Below are 18,433 nucleotides of genomic sequence, written 5' to 3' on the forward strand. Positions count from 1 at the left end.
AATCACTAGAATGCAAATGTCAGATTGCGATGCGCCTGTTAGGGCGCGGCAGGTAAGAGAGCCTTATAGGCGCATATGAAAAACCCCCGGCTATGCCGGGGGATACTTATTATCTGTCAGCTCTTTTCAACCAGCCGGATAATCAATTGCCCCCGTTCAACGGTGATATTCACCGCCTGCCCGGTGGCAAATCCGGCTTCTTCCAGCCTTCATACTCTAGTCAGAAGGCGTCAATCTTAAATCAGGAAGCTCAGACTTTGATTAAAGAAATATTGAGTAATCCAAATACCAAAATAGAATCAAGGGTGGTTTTTGAAAACAAACAGAGGATTATTGTAGTTGAAGCAACAGCACCTGATGGGAGGGCATTAAGGTTTAATGCTGATGGTACAAGATTAATCGGTTTCCGTGAGCCACCTAATAAATGACAGAGAGAATGAGCATGTTGGAATATAGTGTTGGTAGTTTTGCTGATAGAGATGATCTTTATGCTGAACTATCTTTTAATAAGGTACAGTGGGGAGAAATCTCGTTATCTGAGGACAAAAAATCAGTGAATATTATTATTTATCCTGATAGTAATATTTTAGAATTCAGTTATGATGAATTTTTGAATATAGTGGAAAAAGCAAAGGCTCATTTACTTAGTTTGGAGCCATTGTGTAGATAACAAAAAATCCCAGCTATGACGCTGGGATTTTTTGTTATTGAGAATAATGCCTTGGGAGATGGATTTGGCCCGAATTCATTCTGGGTTCAAATGGCTAATTCCGTAAACTCAGATGCAACATTGGCATTCGACTTACTGAGTAAAGGAGCCTCTGTAGATGAAATTGATAAAGCAATAAAATATAGTCATCAACGACCATCATGGGGAGTTGAATATAAAGTTAAGCCTTATTTGAAAGGTGAAGCTGAATTTGGAGCAGGTTGGGCTGGATTTGCTGAAGTATCGTTGGATCCATACAAATTTGCAATTAATGGTGGGGAAACAACCGCTATCGGTGTTCATACTGGCGCAACTGTTGGAGTAGAATTTGGTCCTTACTTCCCAGGTTCGTTAGGCTCCTTGAATAAAGACTATTCTTTTGACCTAGGCTTTGGTTTTGGTTCAGTAGGGCTGTCAGTAGGAAAAGATGGAATAGGTACATCATTAGGTGCCGGGCCATCATATGGTTTGAAAGGAACACAAAAAATCTCATTGGGTGAAGTAGACATAAATGGCAAAGAGGGTGCTGAAATATATAAATATGAGTTTAAGGAAAAATAAATATGATTGTATATATTCCGTTTGTTTTTATGGTGTCAAGTTTGTTATCTCTTTCAGGCTGTCTGATTTATTTTGGTCTTAGCCGAAGAGTTTCACTAAAAAACCCAATGATTGCATTCAGGTTTTTTGATTTTTGTTTTTTTAATAAAAGCAAGCTGGCTAATTTTTCCATATTTATGTTTTTTACAATGTATGTGTTTGGTATTTGGGATTATTTTCTAAGGCATGAATACACCATTCATGTTTTAGAGTATTTCATTGGTACGATTGCAATATTTTTATTTATTGTTCATTGCAGGTTTTTATCTAGAAGAAAATTTTCATGTGGAAATAAAATTGAATGTATAAGAGAGTTTTTTTTTGAAATGGATATAAGTTTTAAAAGTATATTACTGTGGTTATCTAGATTTTTTTATGCTGTTTATTTTTATATGGTTTTTTCTAATTGATTTTTGCCACAAAAATATAATTGAGAATAACTTCCTGGGCGTCAATGAGCTGGACAGTTTTGAGCACAGAGCACGCAATTGTGAAGGAGACAGCTGTCAGCAGGTTATCCGGGATATGATTAATACCAATATCCGTAACCAGCAGGAAATGATGGACTTCTGTAACAACAACCCGGAGCAGTGTACGCAGAAGTACGGCTACCTGGTTGAACAATGCGGCGTATTTGAGCGCACTAGACTTTTCAATTTCACCCGTTCAGGATCTGGCCGTTTTTCCCGCTTATGCCAGGATTGATAACTACTGCGATTGATCTGGCTGGGTGCACTGGTCCGAGGTTTGAATGAGCCAAAGTATAGGGTATCTCACAAAGCTGCTTCAAGGGGGGGATGAACAAACGAGTCATTATGTTTATCAAGAAAAAGAATGGTACGGTCTTTCCCACCTTAATATCGGACAAAAATTTGACCTCACTCAGCCTAACCTATAAGGTATTTAACGGTTACTCATGATCTATCGCCTGCAAGGATCAGCGTGAAGCGGCGAAGTCAAAACTCCCGTAGCCTGCAAGGGAGAGCATTACAATGCGGTACATCTGCGCACTTTTGGAAGCAGATATCCCCGGACACCTAACCCTCGGTCTGAGGATGAAAGTTTTCCGGTGTTATTCACCGGCTATTCACACAGCAGGGTAAAACGAACCCTGTCTTACGCTGAATGAGACTATTCTCATCAGTACAACCTTTATCTGCATTTTCAGTTCATCACGATAAACGTCCCGAATATTGTGCGGCGTCACTTGTGTTGAAGCGCAGCGATTACCAAGTGACGCCGCAAAGCGGCAAACGTCCATAGCCCATCCGGTCTGGTTTTACGACCGATTTGAACCCCGCATTACTCAGTGAAACCACGCAAAACAGACTATTAACCACCCTGTTAAACGATTGTCCTATCGGATTTTCAACCCACTGCCTGATTGCAGGCTGATGCAGTAAAAATTAAGGAGAAATGAATCACGTCAAGATAATGAGGCGTTCATCCTGAGCTGATCAGGCACTGAACGGGGAGCATGTCATCGCTGTGCTGAGCACGTCGCGAGCTCCTGCAATAACTCAACACAATCCCGCCCTGCTACACATTATCTGACGCACCACGGAACGGTGAACCTGAACCGACACGCAGGGAATTGTTTTAAAAACGACTAAAAATGAATAAAACAAACGCAAAGTAGCAGAAGAGGCGAGAATGGCGCAGGGATCGACACGTTCAAAGGTTGAGCAGTTCAGAAAAGTCTTTATCACGCATGCCCGACAGGCGGGCGGAAGTTTTGTTACGGTGGCGGATCGGGAGCGTATGGCCCGGCAGTTCCTTGATTATTTGAAAACCAATGGCATCAAACTCCGGCAAATGGACAGTCTGAAGGTGAAATATATTGAGCGTTACATTGCTGAACGCAAAGCCAACAATATCAGTCATCGGACACTGCAAAATGAAATGTCGGTGCTGCGAGCCATTTTAGCGCAGGCGGGAAAGCATAAGCTGGCTGATCCCGATAATGCCCGCCTGAGTAACCGGGCATTGGGTATCGCGGATACCAGCCGCAAGGGAACGAAAATGGCGCTGGCACCGGCTGCATTCCGGGACATTTTTCAGCAGGTGGAACAAAAAGACCGGCGTGTCGCGGCTGTTATGCAACTGGCGTATGTGCTGGGACTGCGTACCAAAGAAGCGGTGGAAGCCTACAAATCGTTAGCGACCTGGAAGAAAGCACTGGAAAACGGGCATACGTCTGTGCGGGTGGTGTTCGGTACTAAAGGGGGACGCCCCAGACAGACGGTCATACTGGATCGGGAAGCCCTGCAACACGCGATTGCTTATGCTGAACGCGAGCAGACCGGGCGTGGCGGTAAACTGATTGATAAGCCGACGATCACGCAGGCCATCGACCGTTACCGCTATATTGTCAGAAGCTCAGGATTGACGGGTAAGAACGCCCCGCACAGTATGCGTTACCATTTTGCTCAGCAATCCGGGGAGCATTATATAGCGCAAGGATTTAACGAGCGGGAAGCGCTGGCACTGGTCTCAATGGATTTAGGGCATGGCGATGGGCGAGGGCGTTATATTAAGCAGGTGTATTACCAGAATATTGAGGGCGAATAAGTTGTATTGGAGCACACACGCTCTGTTGCTCTGGTCATTGGAATATGAGCAAAGCAATCTTGAATCTTAGGCGATTATTCCTATGTTACGCTAACTCACTTTTGGACAGATACGTGTTACGAATTTAATAACTTCACATTCATACAGACTGGGAGTTTTAGTGATAGGCTTACATTATAATCCATCAATCTTGTCGTAATTGACCTTAAGTTGTCTAAAAGACATCCTAGAAGCAAATTCAATTACTTTATGAACAAAAAAACAAAAAGTTATGGTTATTATTCTGGATTGCTTATTAACAGATTTATCCGCACCAAGTGACGTTTTTAATGTGGCTAACGATAACCCCCATTGAAGCCGATACAGGAAGCATATTGCACTTATTGTGTTAATCCAGCCATTCTGCTAAAAATCACAAACTGAATAGAGTTCATGTTCATATTGATTTCTTTAAGGTATTGTGTATGTGCACATAACTTTGAACATTTCATCCTTGAAACTATGTGCATGCAGTAACTTAGAATTACCTTAATTAGACTAGAGTTAGAAATAAAGATAGAGACAAGAATAAAATGAGCAAAGAATATACAGAACAATATCGATATGTTATTGGTACATTAGGTGAAAGCTGGATCGATCCTACAGAAAAAAAATCTCGTGGAAAATTAGACATAATAATAGAAGAATTCAGAGATGAGAATGGTAATAAACGATATGCACCGATAAACACAGAGGAACACTTCTGCGACACAGAGAAAGTCTTCATTACAGGCCCATTCGATGAGTTAGAAAGAAAATACGAGCCACATCAACTATTACTCGCAGAGGTTACACGCGCGAATAAATCTGAAGCTAATCAACAAAGTCATATAGCTTATTATAAAGCAGTGCAACTAATTAAGAATACAGATCTACTTGAAGTATTATCTGCCCATAATGATTTCAATCCAGATGAACCAATTTTGCATTTAGCTCACACTCCTTCTACAAATCTCATTATGCTTTCAACCAATATAGATGGTGAAAATTTTATTCAAGGACCATTTGCTTACGATATAACCGAGCAAGGCGAAGATGGATATAAAGTTAACTTACGTTATCCAACTACCCCGTTACCTGGCAAGATCTTGAGTGATCATATGATCGGAAAGTTAAAGCGAGAGCTATGCGAAGAGCAACTCATTGACGTTACTTTAAGGCAAAGATTGACGGTATTTCTAACTAATGTAACTCAATTTATCAATAAGCTTACACCTAAAGATCAGGTTGATATCATGGATGCTGAAACTTTGATTCGCAACTATGTGGAGCCATTATTAAAAGATTCTATATTTCGAGCAGATGGTGGAAGACTAACAAAAAAAGGTATTGAAGTACTGCGCAAGAATGTAAAAAGTGGACGTCAATTTAAAACAGAACAACCTAGATATTTACGTACTGTAGGGTTACTTGCCGAAGCTGCTGAATTTGATTCAAATATGACAAAATTCAAAGATGAGTTATTGAGAATGCCAGAAGGGCAGCGTTTCTTAGATGAATTTTTGACAAAAAATGAGGCTGCTTTCTATGAAAAGTACAGAGCAAATCATCTCCAAAATATTGTACAAGAAGCCAATATAAGGCGTGTTGAAGTTGAAAGATTAGAAAATAAAAAACAATCTCTTTTAGACGAACTAAAATCCATAGCACAGCAAAAAAGTGAAAAAGAAAATGAGCTTCGTCAAATGGAGGAAAAGAGAAAAACAGAATTAGAAGAACAAGTTATGCGAGAACTCAAACTCCGTCATGCCGAACTCCAGGAAGAAATTGCTAATAGAGAACGACTTTTGTCAGATTTGGAAGCACAACATTCAGATTATGAAACTTATCAAGAGTTACTAGATGCAATAGAAGAAAAAAGGAACGAATACCGTACTATTGATAGGATGGTACAAGAAAGCGAAAATTCGCTTGAAAATGTAAAAACCCAAATCAAAGAATCTTCTGCGAAATTGACAGAGCAGTTTGTCAATATCAAAGCTGGGTTCGAAGCTATGACACAACCAAATAAAACATCCAAAACTAAATGGGATTTTCACTCTCCTCAAGCTAATCGTTTGGACACAACGAATAAAGTAAAAGCTCAACAAGAATACCTTGATGAATTGGACAAGGCATTATGTAGTTATAGTAGGAATCTTGATACTGAGCAACTAGTTAATCTTGTAACTACGCTAGCACAAAACCAGTTTACTATTTGTTCCGGTTTACCTGGAACGGGGAAAACTAGCTTGATTAAGCGGCTAGGCCAAGCTATGAATCTTGGATATAGACAGCACACAATCTCAGTGTCAAGAGGGTGGATGTCTTCAAACGATATATTGGGATACTACAATAGCCTCGCAGGCTCCTATCAACCAGCAGCAACGGGTCTTTGGGAATTATTATTAACAATGCAGGAAGAAAACCCCGAAGAAGTAACGCCTTCTATACTACTCTTGGATGAAATGAATCTAAGCTCCCCAGAACATTATTTTAGCAATTTCTTGGATTTAGCTGATGGTGAAAGTAGGAGAGAAATTTTTACAGGTTATCCTGAGAAAGAGCGAATTATTGTACCAGACTATATCCGCTTTGTAGGCACAGTAAATAGTGATGAAACAGTACAGCCACTATCACCAAGAATGCTTGATCGTGCGGCAGTAATACCTTTTGATGACCTAATAAGTGAAATGTATTTAGAAAATACCAGCTCTAAAATGGGCATGCCTATTGAACCAGTTTCTGCGATAGATTGGTTATCTTTATTTGAAGGAAAAGGAACTCAACTTTCAGGTGAAGCTCATTCAATTATGAGTGAAATTACCAATATTCTTGAGGATGACCATGAAGAGCTAGGAAAACGAATTCTCATATCTTACCGCAAACGTCGTTTAATTTCTAATTTTGTAGAAGTGGCTGGATCTCTATTAGTTGAATACGAAGGCCAAATCACTGCACTAGATCGTGCTATTCTTCAACATGTTTTACCTAGTTTAAACGGCTATGGAGATAGTTTTGCTGAACGGCTGAAGCGCCTGCATTCCGCATTAAAGAAACATGGTCTTAATATGTCAGCTAAGCACCTTCGAAAAATTATTTTAGAAGGTGAAGAAGCCCTCAATAGCTATCGCTATGTAGTTTAAAAAGGAAAAACAATGTTGGATTTAACCCTTGAGGTCAATCCTGGGCGTACTTTTAAAGGTTTCGTTTGCGAATTAATTAGTGAAGGAAATGCAATTCATGGTGATTGGTCAATTCCTGAAGATGCCCAAATAGGAATTCAACTGATAGTACGTGATAAAGCCCTAGAGTTTGGAACTCCAATATTGTATATCGGTGATGTCGTTCATGAGATGTCATTAACTACATCAATAGATGATAAACAACATTGGTGTGTATTGTTTGATGAAGATCAAACCGTTGGGAAGCCATTTTATAATTTTGTAGGTAGAAGCGAAATAATTTTGGCATTTCAAAAAATAGATATTCGGGTTAGGAGCTTAGTTAATATCCAAGCTAACTTAGTAAACGCTGAGCTAGCTGAAAGTATGCTTAAGTATTTATACACCCATTATGCAAGTATAGTATCCCTATGTTTCTCTCGCTCAAGGGTTGATGGTAGCACTGGTAAAGGCAATGAAGATTCAATAACTCGTCTAATGGCAGAGGCTCAAAGTGGAATAGAGCTTTGTGAATCAGTATGGCCTGAGTTGTTATCCAGAGTCCGGGAACGATGGGAGACTGAATTGCAAATAAAGCAAAAAACTTTACCAAATTCACCGCAGGGTGTTACTTGGCTTACTCAACATCCAGAATTCATTCATTTTTGTCATCAGGAAGAACAAACATTGAGATTGAGAGGCTATCCAGCCAAGATCACACAAGGAGCCTGGGAAGAAACTATTCATAATAGAGATTTACTAGAAAATAGGATTATCCATGCTTATTTAGCACATCTTGAACAAAAACTAAGTAAAGCAAAAAAGGTATTGCTAACTGATTTCCTTGGAAGCAATACGAAAGATAATATTTCAGATTTTTGTGAATATATAAATTTAGATCATATTTTAAATAAATACCGACTTCCTATTTTAGAAGGGTTATCAAAAAGATTAGATAATCTACTATCTCGCGTGAGATTTTTGCGTAAGAATCTGAACGCATTCGTAAAAATACCTAAAGATTTAAAGCCTATTCCTCCAACTGTAACCCCTTTTGTTGCTCGAACACCTAGCTATCTAAAGGTATATGAAAAAATTGCTAGGTGGTATGAATTCGGCAATATAGAAATAGGTATAGGGGATTTGCTATTTGGATTACGTCATTTGAGTACACTATATGAGTTTACTGTGTTAACACAGCTAATTTCAGCACTACGAAATACCGGTGCAAATTTACTCAAACAAGGTTGGCGTGATTACAATGGGGCTAAATTCGGGGGGGAGGAAAAAATACGTCCTATAAATGCAATTAATAATTACTTCTATTTTTCACATGAATCACGAAGAATGGAAATAGAACTATTTTATGAGCCCAAGATCTGGACAAAACATAAAGCTCAGCCTGGTGACCCAGTGGATGTCTGTATCGAACATCAAGGCAAAGATTGGCAGTACCGAAGTCCTGACTATGTACTACGCATATGGATTGGGGGTAGTACCGAGCCAATACTATTAATTCTTGACGCTAAATTCTCATCGGACTACTGGATTAAGCGTGAAAAACTACCTGATTTAGTTAACAAATACCTACTTGGATTACATCAAAAAAGAAGCGATGGTAGTTATGGGCGTTTACCAATACAAGCTGTTTGGGCTCTCTACCCTAAAGGGCAAGCGGAAAAGGTAGATTTTTATGCGTCGTATCACTCAATTGGAGAGCGTGAAAGTATATTACCTTCGCTTGAAGGGATCCGAGTAAAACCCAATGAAGAGGCTCGCTTATCTATAATGCTTGATAAATTATTTCAACAGATTGAACAAGAATCACTCATAAAAAAAACAGAGCACCTGTATAAGAAACAATTACCATTCTTTATGCAGGAACCTTTTGAAATTTCAGGTAATCAATTGCACTAATCAAATATGCAGGGAGAATTTGCTCTACTTTAATTACAAATAAGCCCTGTAACAACAGGGCAATTTGTTAAACCATTTAAAATTGAATCTCATCCCAATCCATTTCCTCGGTTTCTTCCGGCAAAGCAGAAAGCGTTGTCATCTGAGTAGGTTCTCTCTCCTTATTAACAGTTTTAGAAGGTTGTGTTTTTTGTACTGACTTAGAAGCAACCTGCTGAGCAGACGCGGGCTTGAATCACTACGACTGCCTAACATCTGCATTGTGTCGTTCGCTTTCACCACAACTTCGGTCGAATAGCGATCCTGCCCCTTCTGGTCTTGCCACTTGCGTGTTTGCAAGTGACCTTAAATAGCCAATTAGAATATTATACCTGTCACTTATACGGTCGATTATGTGACATATGAATTACAAGATACTGAATGTTAGAAATTGTCACTTAATACATCATTTATTCTAAGGCATGCAAAGGATTCATCAGGATCAAAATGTGATATAAATTCCAGAAGAATACCTACCTCAACAAATAGGGTTATTGGGTGGGGTAGCTTTTCAGGGACTCAGGATCACGCCGACCATAGAAAGCTATGGTGAACATATCTATACTCCGTGCAGTCGGTTATACAAATTACACACTTCAGTGCACACGAGTATCGAGCAGTGTGGCTGACTTCTGAAATTATTTTATCAGAAGTCATATGAATACCAGATTCTAAGCCCTATCAATTGGTGCAGTCGTTTTCTAGGATTACCAACCGACGCCGAAATAACTATGTAATTAACCCGATATATGGACACCGACTTAATTCAAGTGGGTGTCCATATATCGGGTTAATTACAGAAAAATTATGATTGTGGTTCTTACGCTAAGTAATATCTTACGTTAAGAAATAGTATTTTTTTTCAAATAAATACAATCACTTGGTAGGATAAGACGCTTGAATCCCCACACCGCTAGCATAGCTGGCGCTATATTTGCGTAATATGCAGCACTAAAAGCATATTTACCTAGTAATAGAAATATTACAGCAAGTATTAATGAGACTATAAATATAATGATAGAGCCACTTATGCGAGGAGCTTTTCCTTGTTCTTTATAAAATCCGTATTTTTCTAATATTGAAGAATAGATTGTGATGAATTTATTTTTTTCTTCAAATGACTTGAATTCAAGAATTGATACACCTGGGTAGCAAGGGAGCTCAATTGATACACTTTTAATTGGTGCTTCAGAAGAAACTTCCCCCACCTCTGAAGGGTATATAATTGAAAAGCTATCCATGGACTCAAGGTAGCCTTCAGTTATCGTTCCGTTATTAATCTTATCAACATATTCATCGATATCGCACTCTGTTATCTTATTGATAATAATATCTTTATATATTACTAAACATAAAGCGCGTTCATCTTCTGTAGTTTCATTCAAATAGAATGTGGCGATATTATTTTGCATAAATACTTAGTAATCAGTTAATTGATTTAACTAGTTAATCATAGTTTTTATAGTTGTAGCAAGGAGGTAATCAGAAAGAATGTTTGTATAATTAACTGAAAATGAGCATGCATTTTTTTATTGCAAGTGGTTACGTTATACCTAAGTCCGCTTCACACCCTGAGACATTCGACAAGCTTTTTATGTTTTAAGTAAAGGCGAATTTCGATCTTTGAGTGCCAGTAAGTATTTTGCTTCGTCGTAACAGGTTCTGGTCTTCCAACAGCAGTAAATTATCCTTATCCAGAATTCAGGTTAAAAATAGATTATCGATATAATTCAGCCATCGGTATAAACACACAATGGGCATAAACGTGTTAGACCAAACGGCCTGAACGGGTCACCGCGTATTGACAGTTTCTCCCTGACGCCCCAAAAATTCCGTAGCACTCCTGACATTATTTTTTTCCCCGGAAAATGAATTACCCATTGACCTGATGATTTCTGTTGATTAGCGTAGTCAGACTTATCCATGATCCGGTCGCTTGTGAGGATCACCTTCGGGCAGCGACCACAACACTCCCGTAGCCTGCAAGGGAGTACACCACGGTGTGGTACATCTGCGCCCCTTTGGAAGCAGATATCGTCAGTCTGATGGCGATGAAGGTTTCTTAATCTTATTCATGATGGCCAACCGGCCAGTCACCTAACGGGGAACCCCTTTCCCGTTGGGTCAGGTGTTCTCCGTTGTTTTTATCAGGAGAATACCATGCAACAACCTACCCCCCCGGCCACAGTGCCCGCGGCGGAATCATCCCCTTTTGCTGACATTTTTCCGCACACCGGTTCATTGGAACTGATGCTGCTGGAGCACACGTTCATTAAAGCCGCTGCCGGGCTGTGTGACGATGAGCGGTGTGACCGATGGCAGTACCGGAAGGTGTCAGACCGTATCGCCTATATCGTGCCGGTACTGTCGGATACGTCGGTGGTCAATGTGAGTACGACGGATTTTAAAGGTGAAGTCTCCGCCGATGCCTTTGGACTGATGGTGACCCTGAGCGTATTGGGTTACCTGACTGACCTGATGAAGCTGGACGGATATGCTGAGCGGCTTTGCGCCCTGCGTGAATATGCGCGGCAGCATCCTCAGGCTCAGTGTATCCGGGCGGCTCTGGGCATAAAGGGAGAACGTGATGCCGGATAATGAACTGATACTGCTGGACAGCCTGGCCCTGTCGGTCGTGTTTCCCGACAAAACGCCACTGGAACGGTTGTTTCTGGGTTTCCTGCTGGCGAATACCGCCTCACAGTTGTGTGGTGAATATCGTCCTGAGCAGTGGCGCAGCCGGAACGTGTCTGATTCCCTGACGTATATGATCCCCACCGCGGCAAAAACCTATTCGGTTTATCTGCCGGAGACGACATTGACGGCCACGTTATCTGCGGATGCGTTTGGTCTGGCCGTCACCGCGATTGTGTTTGCCCGTATCGCTGAGTTGGATGAACCGAATGCGGATGCGTTCCGGTTCTGCAAACTACGCGAATACGCGCTGCACCACCCGGAAACCGGGCTGCTGCGTGCGGTACTGGCGATGCAGCCCAAAGAGGACATCATCAGCTCGTCACTTATCCATAATAACCATCATCACCACTGACGTTATCAGTCGATGAGGCTCTTAACCCTTTTCTTTAGCGCCTGACCGGGGAGCCGACAACACCTTCCTGTTACCGGGCGGGTGTTGTCTTTTATTGACGTCCAATCAAGGAGAGCCACACCATGAACCCGATTTTTTTACCTGCGCCGGAGAGCACGACACCGGTCTCGCAGGAAGCTATTTTTACCGTCCAGGTCACCGGCCTGATGCAGCATCCCCAACGACCCCAATCGCTGCGGGAGGAAACGCTGACCGTGTGTGAGACCGACTCGGTCACCGAAGCGGTACAACGGCTGAAAGTGATCCATCTTTTGGGTGACTGGCCGGTACCGGAAATGCCCTCAGCTCAGTGCCGGCGGGCTTTTTTTCCACTGACGGTGATGATTTATGACTCCCAAGATAACAAGGTGCTCGGTGGCCGCTTTTATGACGAGATTGTCTGGGCACAGCCGGTCACCGTGACATCAGAGCGTTTATCACTGGCGCAGAAACAACAGCGCTTGTGTCAGTCGGCCACCGTTGAGCTGAGCTGGAATAATGCACAGGCGGCGCGTGTCTTGTGGCATGAGGCGAATTTACTCTCCCTGCATGTGGTATCGCCGCGTTATCAGCATCATCATGAAGTGCAGGATATTCTCCGGCACAGCACAACCCTCAGCGTGTAAAGGTGGGGTATCACCCCGGAACCTTTACGTTTAACGGTCTGGCAGATGATTGCCGCCGCGCGGCTGAAACGCCATTCTGGCCTGAGCCTGAACGATACGGTGACCGAACTTATCGCTCACGGTGTCAGACCATCCGAAGCCATTAATGACTGAGTGGATAAATACGATTTAACCCGATTGGACGCGTCGGCAATGACGCCCGGTACACCGTATCCGGGGGGGCATGATGAACTGATGGTCATTGTCGACAGTCAGGTTGCCGGTATCTTCAGACGGGATTTCAACTGACACTTTTCTTCAATCATCCATCGGGGGAACTGACTCCCGTGGGGGGAACAGTTTCTCCGGTTTTTAAACTTTACAATCAAAGGAACTTAACCATGGCAGAATGGGTCACTAATCAACTGGACGTCACCGGTAAATCCGTGTGTCTCGATGTGATGCAGCAATGGGTTTGTGGGGAAGAAGTCCCCCGTTATCTGCTGATGGGACAGTATGAGGAAGAGGAGCGCAGGCAGGTAATTCCCCGGGGCGGCCGCTGTGCGTTGTACCCGACCGGATATTGGCTGACGGTACTGGATACGTTCCGGTTAACGGGGATGCGCCAGAATCAGCTATTGCACCTGCGGTTGCGGGATATCAATCTGGACAGCAATTATATTGTTCTGCGGGTCGAGGGCAGTAAAAACCACAGTGAATGGCGGATACCGATGATCCGGCAGCTTAAACCCGGCTTGGCGAAACTGGTTGAACAGGCAAAAGCCTGCGGGGCGAAAGACGATGATCCGCTGTTTGATTTAAGTCGTCTGGATTTGCACGCTCATGGACGGATGAGCCGTTACCGGTATGATCACGATAAAGAAAGGCAGCATATCCGTTCGTTCTTCAACCGGTTGTCGAAAGAGTGTGGTTTTGCCGTTTCCCCTCACCGTTTTCGTCATACACTGGCCACTGAGCTGATGAAAGCACCGGATCGTAATTTGCAGCTGGTCAGGTGTTTGCTGGGTCATCGTAGTCTGGCAACCACCCTGGAATATATTGATATCGATATGGAGATCGCAGGGAAAACGCTGGAGAATGAACTGGCAATCTATCTGGATATTGCGGTGTAAGGAGAACTGGCAGTAAAAAAGACAGGGCAGGTCTCAGACAGGATTGAGGAGGTGGAGGCGTGAGTCACTGCCCTGCATCAATAGGGATGATATGAAAAAAGGGCTATTTGCGATCCCCTGTCCCGTAAAGTCTTTCCCTTACTTGACATCAGAATCAATTACTGAAATCATTACCTTGAACGAAAAAAGAGTGCTTGCAAATGCAGGCACTCTGTATGCTTTAATTTATGGCTTTTTTAAACATGAACGTACAAACTAAGCGATCAATTGTTTAACATCTTCTTAACAGCCCTAAATTTTAACTTATTTGTTAATTACCTGATAGTATTCAACAAATTAGCTTTAAAATCGTGGTGCCCGGAGGCGGAATCGAACCACCGACACGGGGATTTTCAATCCCCTGCTCTACCGACTGAGCTATCCGGGCTAACGGGGACGCATTAAACAGTATTCACTCCAATCCGTCAACGACTTTTTGCGAAAAAAACATGAAAAATGGTCGTTGGCGGATTTTTTATACTAATCAAGCGCAATTATTCAGCGCTGCCAGCTTTTTTTAACTTAAGGCACCCTCTTTTCGGCAATTAGCTATGGTCAGAATATCCTGAGCCAGCAGTTTTGCAGTGACCACATCTTCAATATCTTTTTTCACTAATAGTTTGCTGAGGCATCCTTCAAGGATAAGTTCCATCTGTTTGGCAACTTGCTCACTATTCTCAATGCCAATTTGCTGTAATAGCCCATTTGTATATTGAAATGAGCTTTGTTTTTGTAATGCAGCTAATTGATGGATAGGGTGATCGGTATCAGGAAAAGCACTACAGGCTGCAATAAACAGGCAACCGGGGCAGCGATTTTCCTCTACTTTTTCTTTGAGAGTGTCGTAACGAGCTAATAGCTTTTGTTCCGGGGATAATGTTTCATCCAGCAGGATATGACGCTGCCAGGCTTCTATTTGCTGGCTGTGGAAACGCAGGCAGTCATAAAGTAAGGCTTCGCGGTCTGGCCAGAAATGTTTTATTTGGTCGATATCAATGTTCAGGGGAGTCAATAGTGCCTCCAGTGTTACTGACAGACCCTGTTGCTCAAGTAAATTGAGTACATGATTAAGTACGTATTCACGCTGCACTGTTGCTCTCCTTTTAAATGATTTTTATTGATCTTTTATCTGTTCTGAAGCTATTGGGTATAAATGCTGTAAATGGCGATTAAAACGTTCTGCATCCATAAATCCGTTGACTCGCGAGTCGGGTATTTCCTTGCCTTGGGTGTCAAAAAACAAGATAGTGGGAAGCCCCAACACTTCCAGTTTTTTCAGCAACTCTTTCTGGTCAGGGCCATTCTTTGTAACATTGGCCTGCAATATGAGAAAGTGACTTAGTTGTTTTTGGACTTGTGGATCGCGGAAAGTATATTTTTCAAATTCCTTACAAGCGACACACCATTCTGCATAGAGATCCAGCATGATCGGTTTATGGCGATTTTCAGCCAGAATCTGACTCAATTCCTGCCAGTCACTGATTTGCTGGAATTCTAAAGATGTTTTTTGTTGTTCTATAACAGGATTGCCCCATACCCAGTCCTGTAAAGGGCGTGAGGCGATTAAAGCCAGTGCCAGTAAGATGAGCTGTAGGGTGCGTAGCCAGCCGTTTTTGTGGTTTAGCGTCAATGAAAAAGCCCAGCCACAGAAGGCAACTGCTAATATGCTCCATAACCTTATTCCCCATACATCTCCCAGAACTCTTTCCAGCAAAAATATTGGCAGCGCAAGGATAATAAAGCCGAATGCTTCTTTCACATATTGCATCCACGGGCCACTGCGGGGTAAGAATTTGTGGCCGAATAAAGTCACGGCTATAAGTGGTAAACCCATTCCCAGTGCATACAGATAAAGTGTCAGGCCACCGAGCACAGCGTTACCACTTTGGGCAATGTACAGTAAAATGGCGCTGAGCGGGGCGGTTGTGCAGGGGGATGCAATCAGGCCCGCCAGCATCCCCATGACGAATACACCAAAATAGGAACCACTTTTTTGCTGATTACTCCAGTTCACTAAACGGGTCTGAACGGAAGAAGGGAGCTGGAGTGAATACATACCGAACATGGATAGTGCTAATAGAATAAACAGGACGGAAAGCCCTATCAGAATATAAGGGCTTTGTAATGCGGCCTGAAACTGTAAACCTGCTGCGGCGACAATTAACCCTAAGGCCGTATAAGTGATGGCCATTCCCTGCACATAGCTCATTGCCAGCCAGAAGATACGTTTCAGGCTTTCAGGGCGTTTCTGTCCCAGAATAATAGCGGAGATTAACGGATACATTGGCAGGATACATGGAGTAAATGCGATACCTATACCAATCAATAATGCCCATAAGGGCGAAAATGGCATTTGATCCGTTTTCAGTAACGTTTTCTCCTGCGGCTGTGGTTCACTTTGAGGTGTTTTTATTTCAGCAGGTTTAGATTCTGGCTGTTTTGGTGTTTCATTAGCTGATGGTTTTATGGGTGTGGTTACAGCGTATAGTGGCACGCTGATTGTTTCTGGAGGATAACAGTAGCCTGCTTCCGCGCAGCCCTGATATGTCACCTGAAGTGTTGAATCATTTGTTGCAGCAATAATCGGGATATTGATGTGTGCTGACTGAAAATAAACCTCCGTTTTGCCAAAAAATTCATCTTCATGTGCTGTTGCTTTGGAAAAATCAATATGGCCTAAAGAAGTTTGCTGATCGGGGGTGATAACGAACTGTTTTCTATAGAGGTAATAACCGGGCTTAATATCCCAACTTAGCGTCAATTGTTCCCCTTTTTGCTGAAAATCAAACATAAATGCCTGTTCAGCGGGAAGATACCGATTCTGCCCCAATTGTCCGGGTTGCTCAAATAGCGCACTGGATTTAAGGGGGAACGCACTGATTGCACCGAACAGTAGAAACAATATGAGAATACGTTTCATCATAGGATATTTTTTTACCTGCCAGTTATAGGGAGTCAATGGGTTAAATTTACCAGAATCGGCACTACGACTAAAATGAGCACTATAACCGATGGAATCTGTGACAAAAAGCTGATTGATTAATATTAATGCAAAGAGGTGTTTTTTTCAGGGAAGAAGATAAAAGAAAGAAAATATTTCAGGGGTTTTACCCCCTGAAAATCAAACATAAAGCCTGAAGGCTACAGAATCATACCACCGAACAGAAAGCCGAATGTGACTGCCAGCCCAACAGCAATCGTACCCGGAATAAAGAACGGATGGTTAAAAACAAAACGTCCGATACGGGTTGTGCCGGTATCATCCATCTGTACTGCAGCAACTAAAGTTGGGTAAGTTGGCAGAATGAACAGCCCGGAAACAGCAGAGAAAGAGGCAATTGCAGTCAATGGCGTGACATGCAGCGCTAATGCCATTGGCATTAATGCCTTCGCTGTTGCTGCCTGTGAATACAATAAGGCTGAACAGAAGAAGAAAATAACCGCGAGTAACCAAGGTCGAGAATGAATCAGGTTACCGGCAGTTTCCTTAATCCAGTCGAGATTGGCCTGAACAAAAGTATCACCTAACCAGGCCACTCCCAGAATACAAATACAGGCACTCATGCCAGCCTTAAAAGTACTCGAATTCAGAATAGCATCTGTATTGACTGAACAAATAACCGTGGTGAGCGTTGCAACACTCAGCATAATAATCAGAATCGCGTTGGTGGTATTCATCAGAGGTTTTTCTACTAACCCGACACTCGGGCTATTGATAACCGCATAGATAACAACGCCGATAACACCCAGCAAAAATAGCAGAACAGAGAGTTTTGCCTTCGGTTTGATTTCAATCTGAGATGCACCGCGCATTTCTATCAGGCCGTCAGCCAGACGTTTCTGATAGATAGGATCATTTGCCAACTTGGAATCGAAAAGCCATGAAATGATGAATGACATTAACACGATGGCACAAAATGTGGATGGCAGCAGTATCATCAGCAAATGAATATAGCTGATACCTTGCCCTTCCATAACTGAAGCCATATAAACAACTGCCGCAGAGATAGGGGAGGCGGTGATCCCGATTTGAGCGGAGACGACAGCAGTCGAAAGTGGACGACATGGTTTGATGCCTTGCTCTTTAGCAACTTCGGCAATAACAGGCAGTGTTGCCAGTGAGATGTTCCCTGTACCTGCGAATAGAGTCAGAAAGTAAGTGACTATAGGTGCGAGGATTGTGATGTATTTTGGGTTCTTACGCAGTAATTTTTCAGTTTGCTGGACAAGGTAGTCTAACCCGCCCGCTATTTGCATTGCTGATATTGCAGCAATCACAGCCATAATAATTGAGATAACATCAAATGGAATACTGCCTGGTTTTACACCTAGAATGGCGAGGATTAAAACGCCAATTCCACCCGCAAAGCCAATTCCGATTCCCCCTAATCTTGCCCCCAGAAAAATGGCCAGCAGAACAATAACCAATTCTACGGCTAACATGTTACATACTCCTTCATTTATTTAGTTTTATGAAAATCTATGGTTAATAATTTGTGTTTGCTGCCAATTAAAAAGGCACGCTTCCGGTTGGAATAGCGTGCCTTAAA

At 42.4% G+C, this 18,433-nt stretch carries 19 protein-coding genes, 1 tRNA gene and 2 pseudogenes; 14 read left to right on the forward strand and 8 right to left on the reverse strand.

Translation table 11 applies throughout. The features are described from left to right. Window positions 1-92: 92 nt before the first annotated feature. The 5 genes from AACX38_RS20780 (at window position 93) to AACX38_RS11015 (ending at window position 2,014) form a co-directional block, all read left to right on the forward strand. The gene (locus AACX38_RS20780; protein WP_445327112.1) at window positions 93-428 is read left to right on the forward strand and encodes a hypothetical protein; all 336 of its coding nucleotides are present in this window, start codon (window positions 93-95) and stop codon (window positions 426-428) included. A gap of 14 nt (window positions 429-442) precedes the next feature. Next, window positions 443-670, forward strand: coding sequence for a hypothetical protein (locus tag AACX38_RS11000; RefSeq protein WP_228864292.1), 228 nt, complete (start codon window positions 443-445; stop codon window positions 668-670). A 15-nt stretch (window positions 671-685) separates the two neighbouring features. Continuing rightward, window positions 686-1,270 carry a polymorphic toxin type 25 domain-containing protein gene (locus AACX38_RS11005; RefSeq protein WP_228864293.1) on the forward strand — a complete coding sequence of 195 codons (585 nt, stop codon included), beginning with the start codon at window positions 686-688 and terminating at the stop codon, window positions 1,268-1,270. Window positions 1,271-1,272: 2 nt separating this feature from the next. After that, a complete protein-coding gene (locus tag AACX38_RS11010) occupies window positions 1,273-1,719 on the forward strand; it encodes a hypothetical protein (protein WP_339385676.1) in 447 nt (148 codons plus the stop codon). Window positions 1,720-1,834: 115 nt separating this feature from the next. Beyond that, window positions 1,835-2,014 (forward strand): hypothetical protein, encoded by a 180-nt coding sequence (locus tag AACX38_RS11015; protein WP_339385677.1) that lies wholly within the window; start codon window positions 1,835-1,837, stop codon window positions 2,012-2,014. A 382-nt stretch (window positions 2,015-2,396) separates the two neighbouring features. On the opposite strand, the gene AACX38_RS11020 is transcribed toward AACX38_RS11015, so the two are convergent. Next, on the reverse strand, window positions 2,397-2,570 hold the full coding sequence (locus AACX38_RS11020; protein ID WP_228864295.1) for a hypothetical protein: 174 nt from the start codon (window positions 2,568-2,570) through the stop codon (window positions 2,397-2,399). A gap of 392 nt (window positions 2,571-2,962) precedes the next feature. Between AACX38_RS11020 and AACX38_RS11025 the strand changes: the two genes are divergently transcribed. The 3 genes from AACX38_RS11025 to AACX38_RS11035 all read left to right on the forward strand — a co-directional run bounded on the left by AACX38_RS11025 (window position 2,963) and on the right by AACX38_RS11035 (window position 8,979). Then, window positions 2,963-3,880: an integrase domain-containing protein gene (locus AACX38_RS11025; RefSeq protein ID WP_228864296.1), complete on the forward strand. Its 918-nt coding sequence runs from the start codon at window positions 2,963-2,965 to the stop codon at window positions 3,878-3,880. Window positions 3,881-4,452: 572 nt separating this feature from the next. After that, complete coding sequence (locus AACX38_RS11030; RefSeq protein ID WP_228864297.1) at window positions 4,453-7,044, forward strand: AAA family ATPase; 2,592 nt, start codon at window positions 4,453-4,455, stop codon at window positions 7,042-7,044. A gap of 12 nt (window positions 7,045-7,056) precedes the next feature. After that, a complete protein-coding gene (locus tag AACX38_RS11035; RefSeq protein WP_228864298.1) occupies window positions 7,057-8,979 on the forward strand; it encodes a hypothetical protein in 1,923 nt (640 codons plus the stop codon). A gap of 240 nt (window positions 8,980-9,219) precedes the next feature. On the opposite strand, the pseudogene AACX38_RS11040 reads toward AACX38_RS11035, so the two are convergent. The 3 genes and pseudogenes from AACX38_RS11040 to AACX38_RS11050 form a co-directional block, all read right to left on the reverse strand. Further along, window positions 9,220-9,324, reverse strand: a pseudogene (locus AACX38_RS11040) (single-stranded DNA-binding protein); the annotation flags it as partial. Between the two features lie 536 nt (window positions 9,325-9,860). After that, the gene (locus AACX38_RS11045) at window positions 9,861-10,430 is read right to left on the reverse strand and encodes a hypothetical protein (protein ID WP_228864299.1); all 570 of its coding nucleotides are present in this window, start codon (window positions 10,428-10,430) and stop codon (window positions 9,861-9,863) included. A gap of 318 nt (window positions 10,431-10,748) precedes the next feature. Next, on the reverse strand, window positions 10,749-10,943 hold the full coding sequence (locus AACX38_RS11050) for a hypothetical protein (protein ID WP_339385678.1): 195 nt from the start codon (window positions 10,941-10,943) through the stop codon (window positions 10,749-10,751). A gap of 235 nt (window positions 10,944-11,178) precedes the next feature. Here AACX38_RS11050 and AACX38_RS11055 point away from each other — a divergent pair, with 235 nt between their 5' ends. From AACX38_RS11055 to AACX38_RS11080, 6 genes and pseudogenes are all read left to right on the forward strand, one after another. Beyond that, a complete protein-coding gene (locus tag AACX38_RS11055; RefSeq protein ID WP_445327113.1) occupies window positions 11,179-11,616 on the forward strand; it encodes an antirestriction protein in 438 nt (145 codons plus the stop codon). Then, window positions 11,606-12,067 carry an antirestriction protein gene (locus AACX38_RS11060; RefSeq protein ID WP_228864301.1) on the forward strand — a complete coding sequence of 154 codons (462 nt, stop codon included), beginning with the start codon at window positions 11,606-11,608 and terminating at the stop codon, window positions 12,065-12,067. Before AACX38_RS11055 ends, AACX38_RS11060 begins: the two co-directional genes overlap by 11 nt. A gap of 94 nt (window positions 12,068-12,161) precedes the next feature. After that, window positions 12,162-12,329 (forward strand): hypothetical protein, encoded by a 168-nt coding sequence (locus AACX38_RS11065; RefSeq protein ID WP_228864302.1) that lies wholly within the window; start codon window positions 12,162-12,164, stop codon window positions 12,327-12,329. Next, window positions 12,322-12,732, forward strand: coding sequence for a hypothetical protein (locus AACX38_RS11070; protein ID WP_228864303.1), 411 nt, complete (start codon window positions 12,322-12,324; stop codon window positions 12,730-12,732). Before AACX38_RS11065 ends, AACX38_RS11070 begins: the two co-directional genes overlap by 8 nt. Window positions 12,733-12,885: 153 nt before the next feature. Next, entirely contained in the window at window positions 12,886-13,020 is a 135-nt protein-coding gene (locus AACX38_RS11075; RefSeq protein WP_255712046.1) for a hypothetical protein, read from the forward strand. A gap of 188 nt (window positions 13,021-13,208) precedes the next feature. Further along, a pseudogene (locus tag AACX38_RS11080) lies at window positions 13,209-13,844 on the forward strand (site-specific integrase); the annotation flags it as partial. Window positions 13,845-14,195: 351 nt separating this feature from the next. On the opposite strand, the gene AACX38_RS11085 reads toward AACX38_RS11080, so the two are convergent. From AACX38_RS11085 to AACX38_RS11100, 4 genes are all read right to left on the reverse strand, one after another. Beyond that, window positions 14,196-14,271 (reverse strand) — tRNA-Phe (locus AACX38_RS11085). A gap of 129 nt (window positions 14,272-14,400) precedes the next feature. Continuing rightward, complete coding sequence (gene dicD / locus AACX38_RS11090) at window positions 14,401-14,973, reverse strand: division control transcriptional repressor DicD (protein ID WP_228864304.1); 573 nt, start codon at window positions 14,971-14,973, stop codon at window positions 14,401-14,403. A gap of 24 nt (window positions 14,974-14,997) precedes the next feature. After that, window positions 14,998-16,806, reverse strand: a complete 1,809-nt coding sequence (locus AACX38_RS11095) for a protein-disulfide reductase DsbD (RefSeq protein ID WP_228864305.1) — start codon at window positions 16,804-16,806, stop codon at window positions 14,998-15,000. A 218-nt stretch (window positions 16,807-17,024) separates the two neighbouring features. Continuing rightward, window positions 17,025-18,326 carry an anaerobic C4-dicarboxylate transporter gene (locus AACX38_RS11100; RefSeq protein ID WP_228864306.1) on the reverse strand — a complete coding sequence of 434 codons (1,302 nt, stop codon included), beginning with the start codon at window positions 18,324-18,326 and terminating at the stop codon, window positions 17,025-17,027. Between the last annotated feature and the right edge of the window lie 107 nt (window positions 18,327-18,433).

The sequence above is a fragment of the Xenorhabdus sp. PB30.3 genome (assembly GCF_963895965.1).
Classification (GTDB): domain Bacteria; phylum Pseudomonadota; class Gammaproteobacteria; order Enterobacterales; family Enterobacteriaceae; genus Xenorhabdus; species Xenorhabdus stockiae.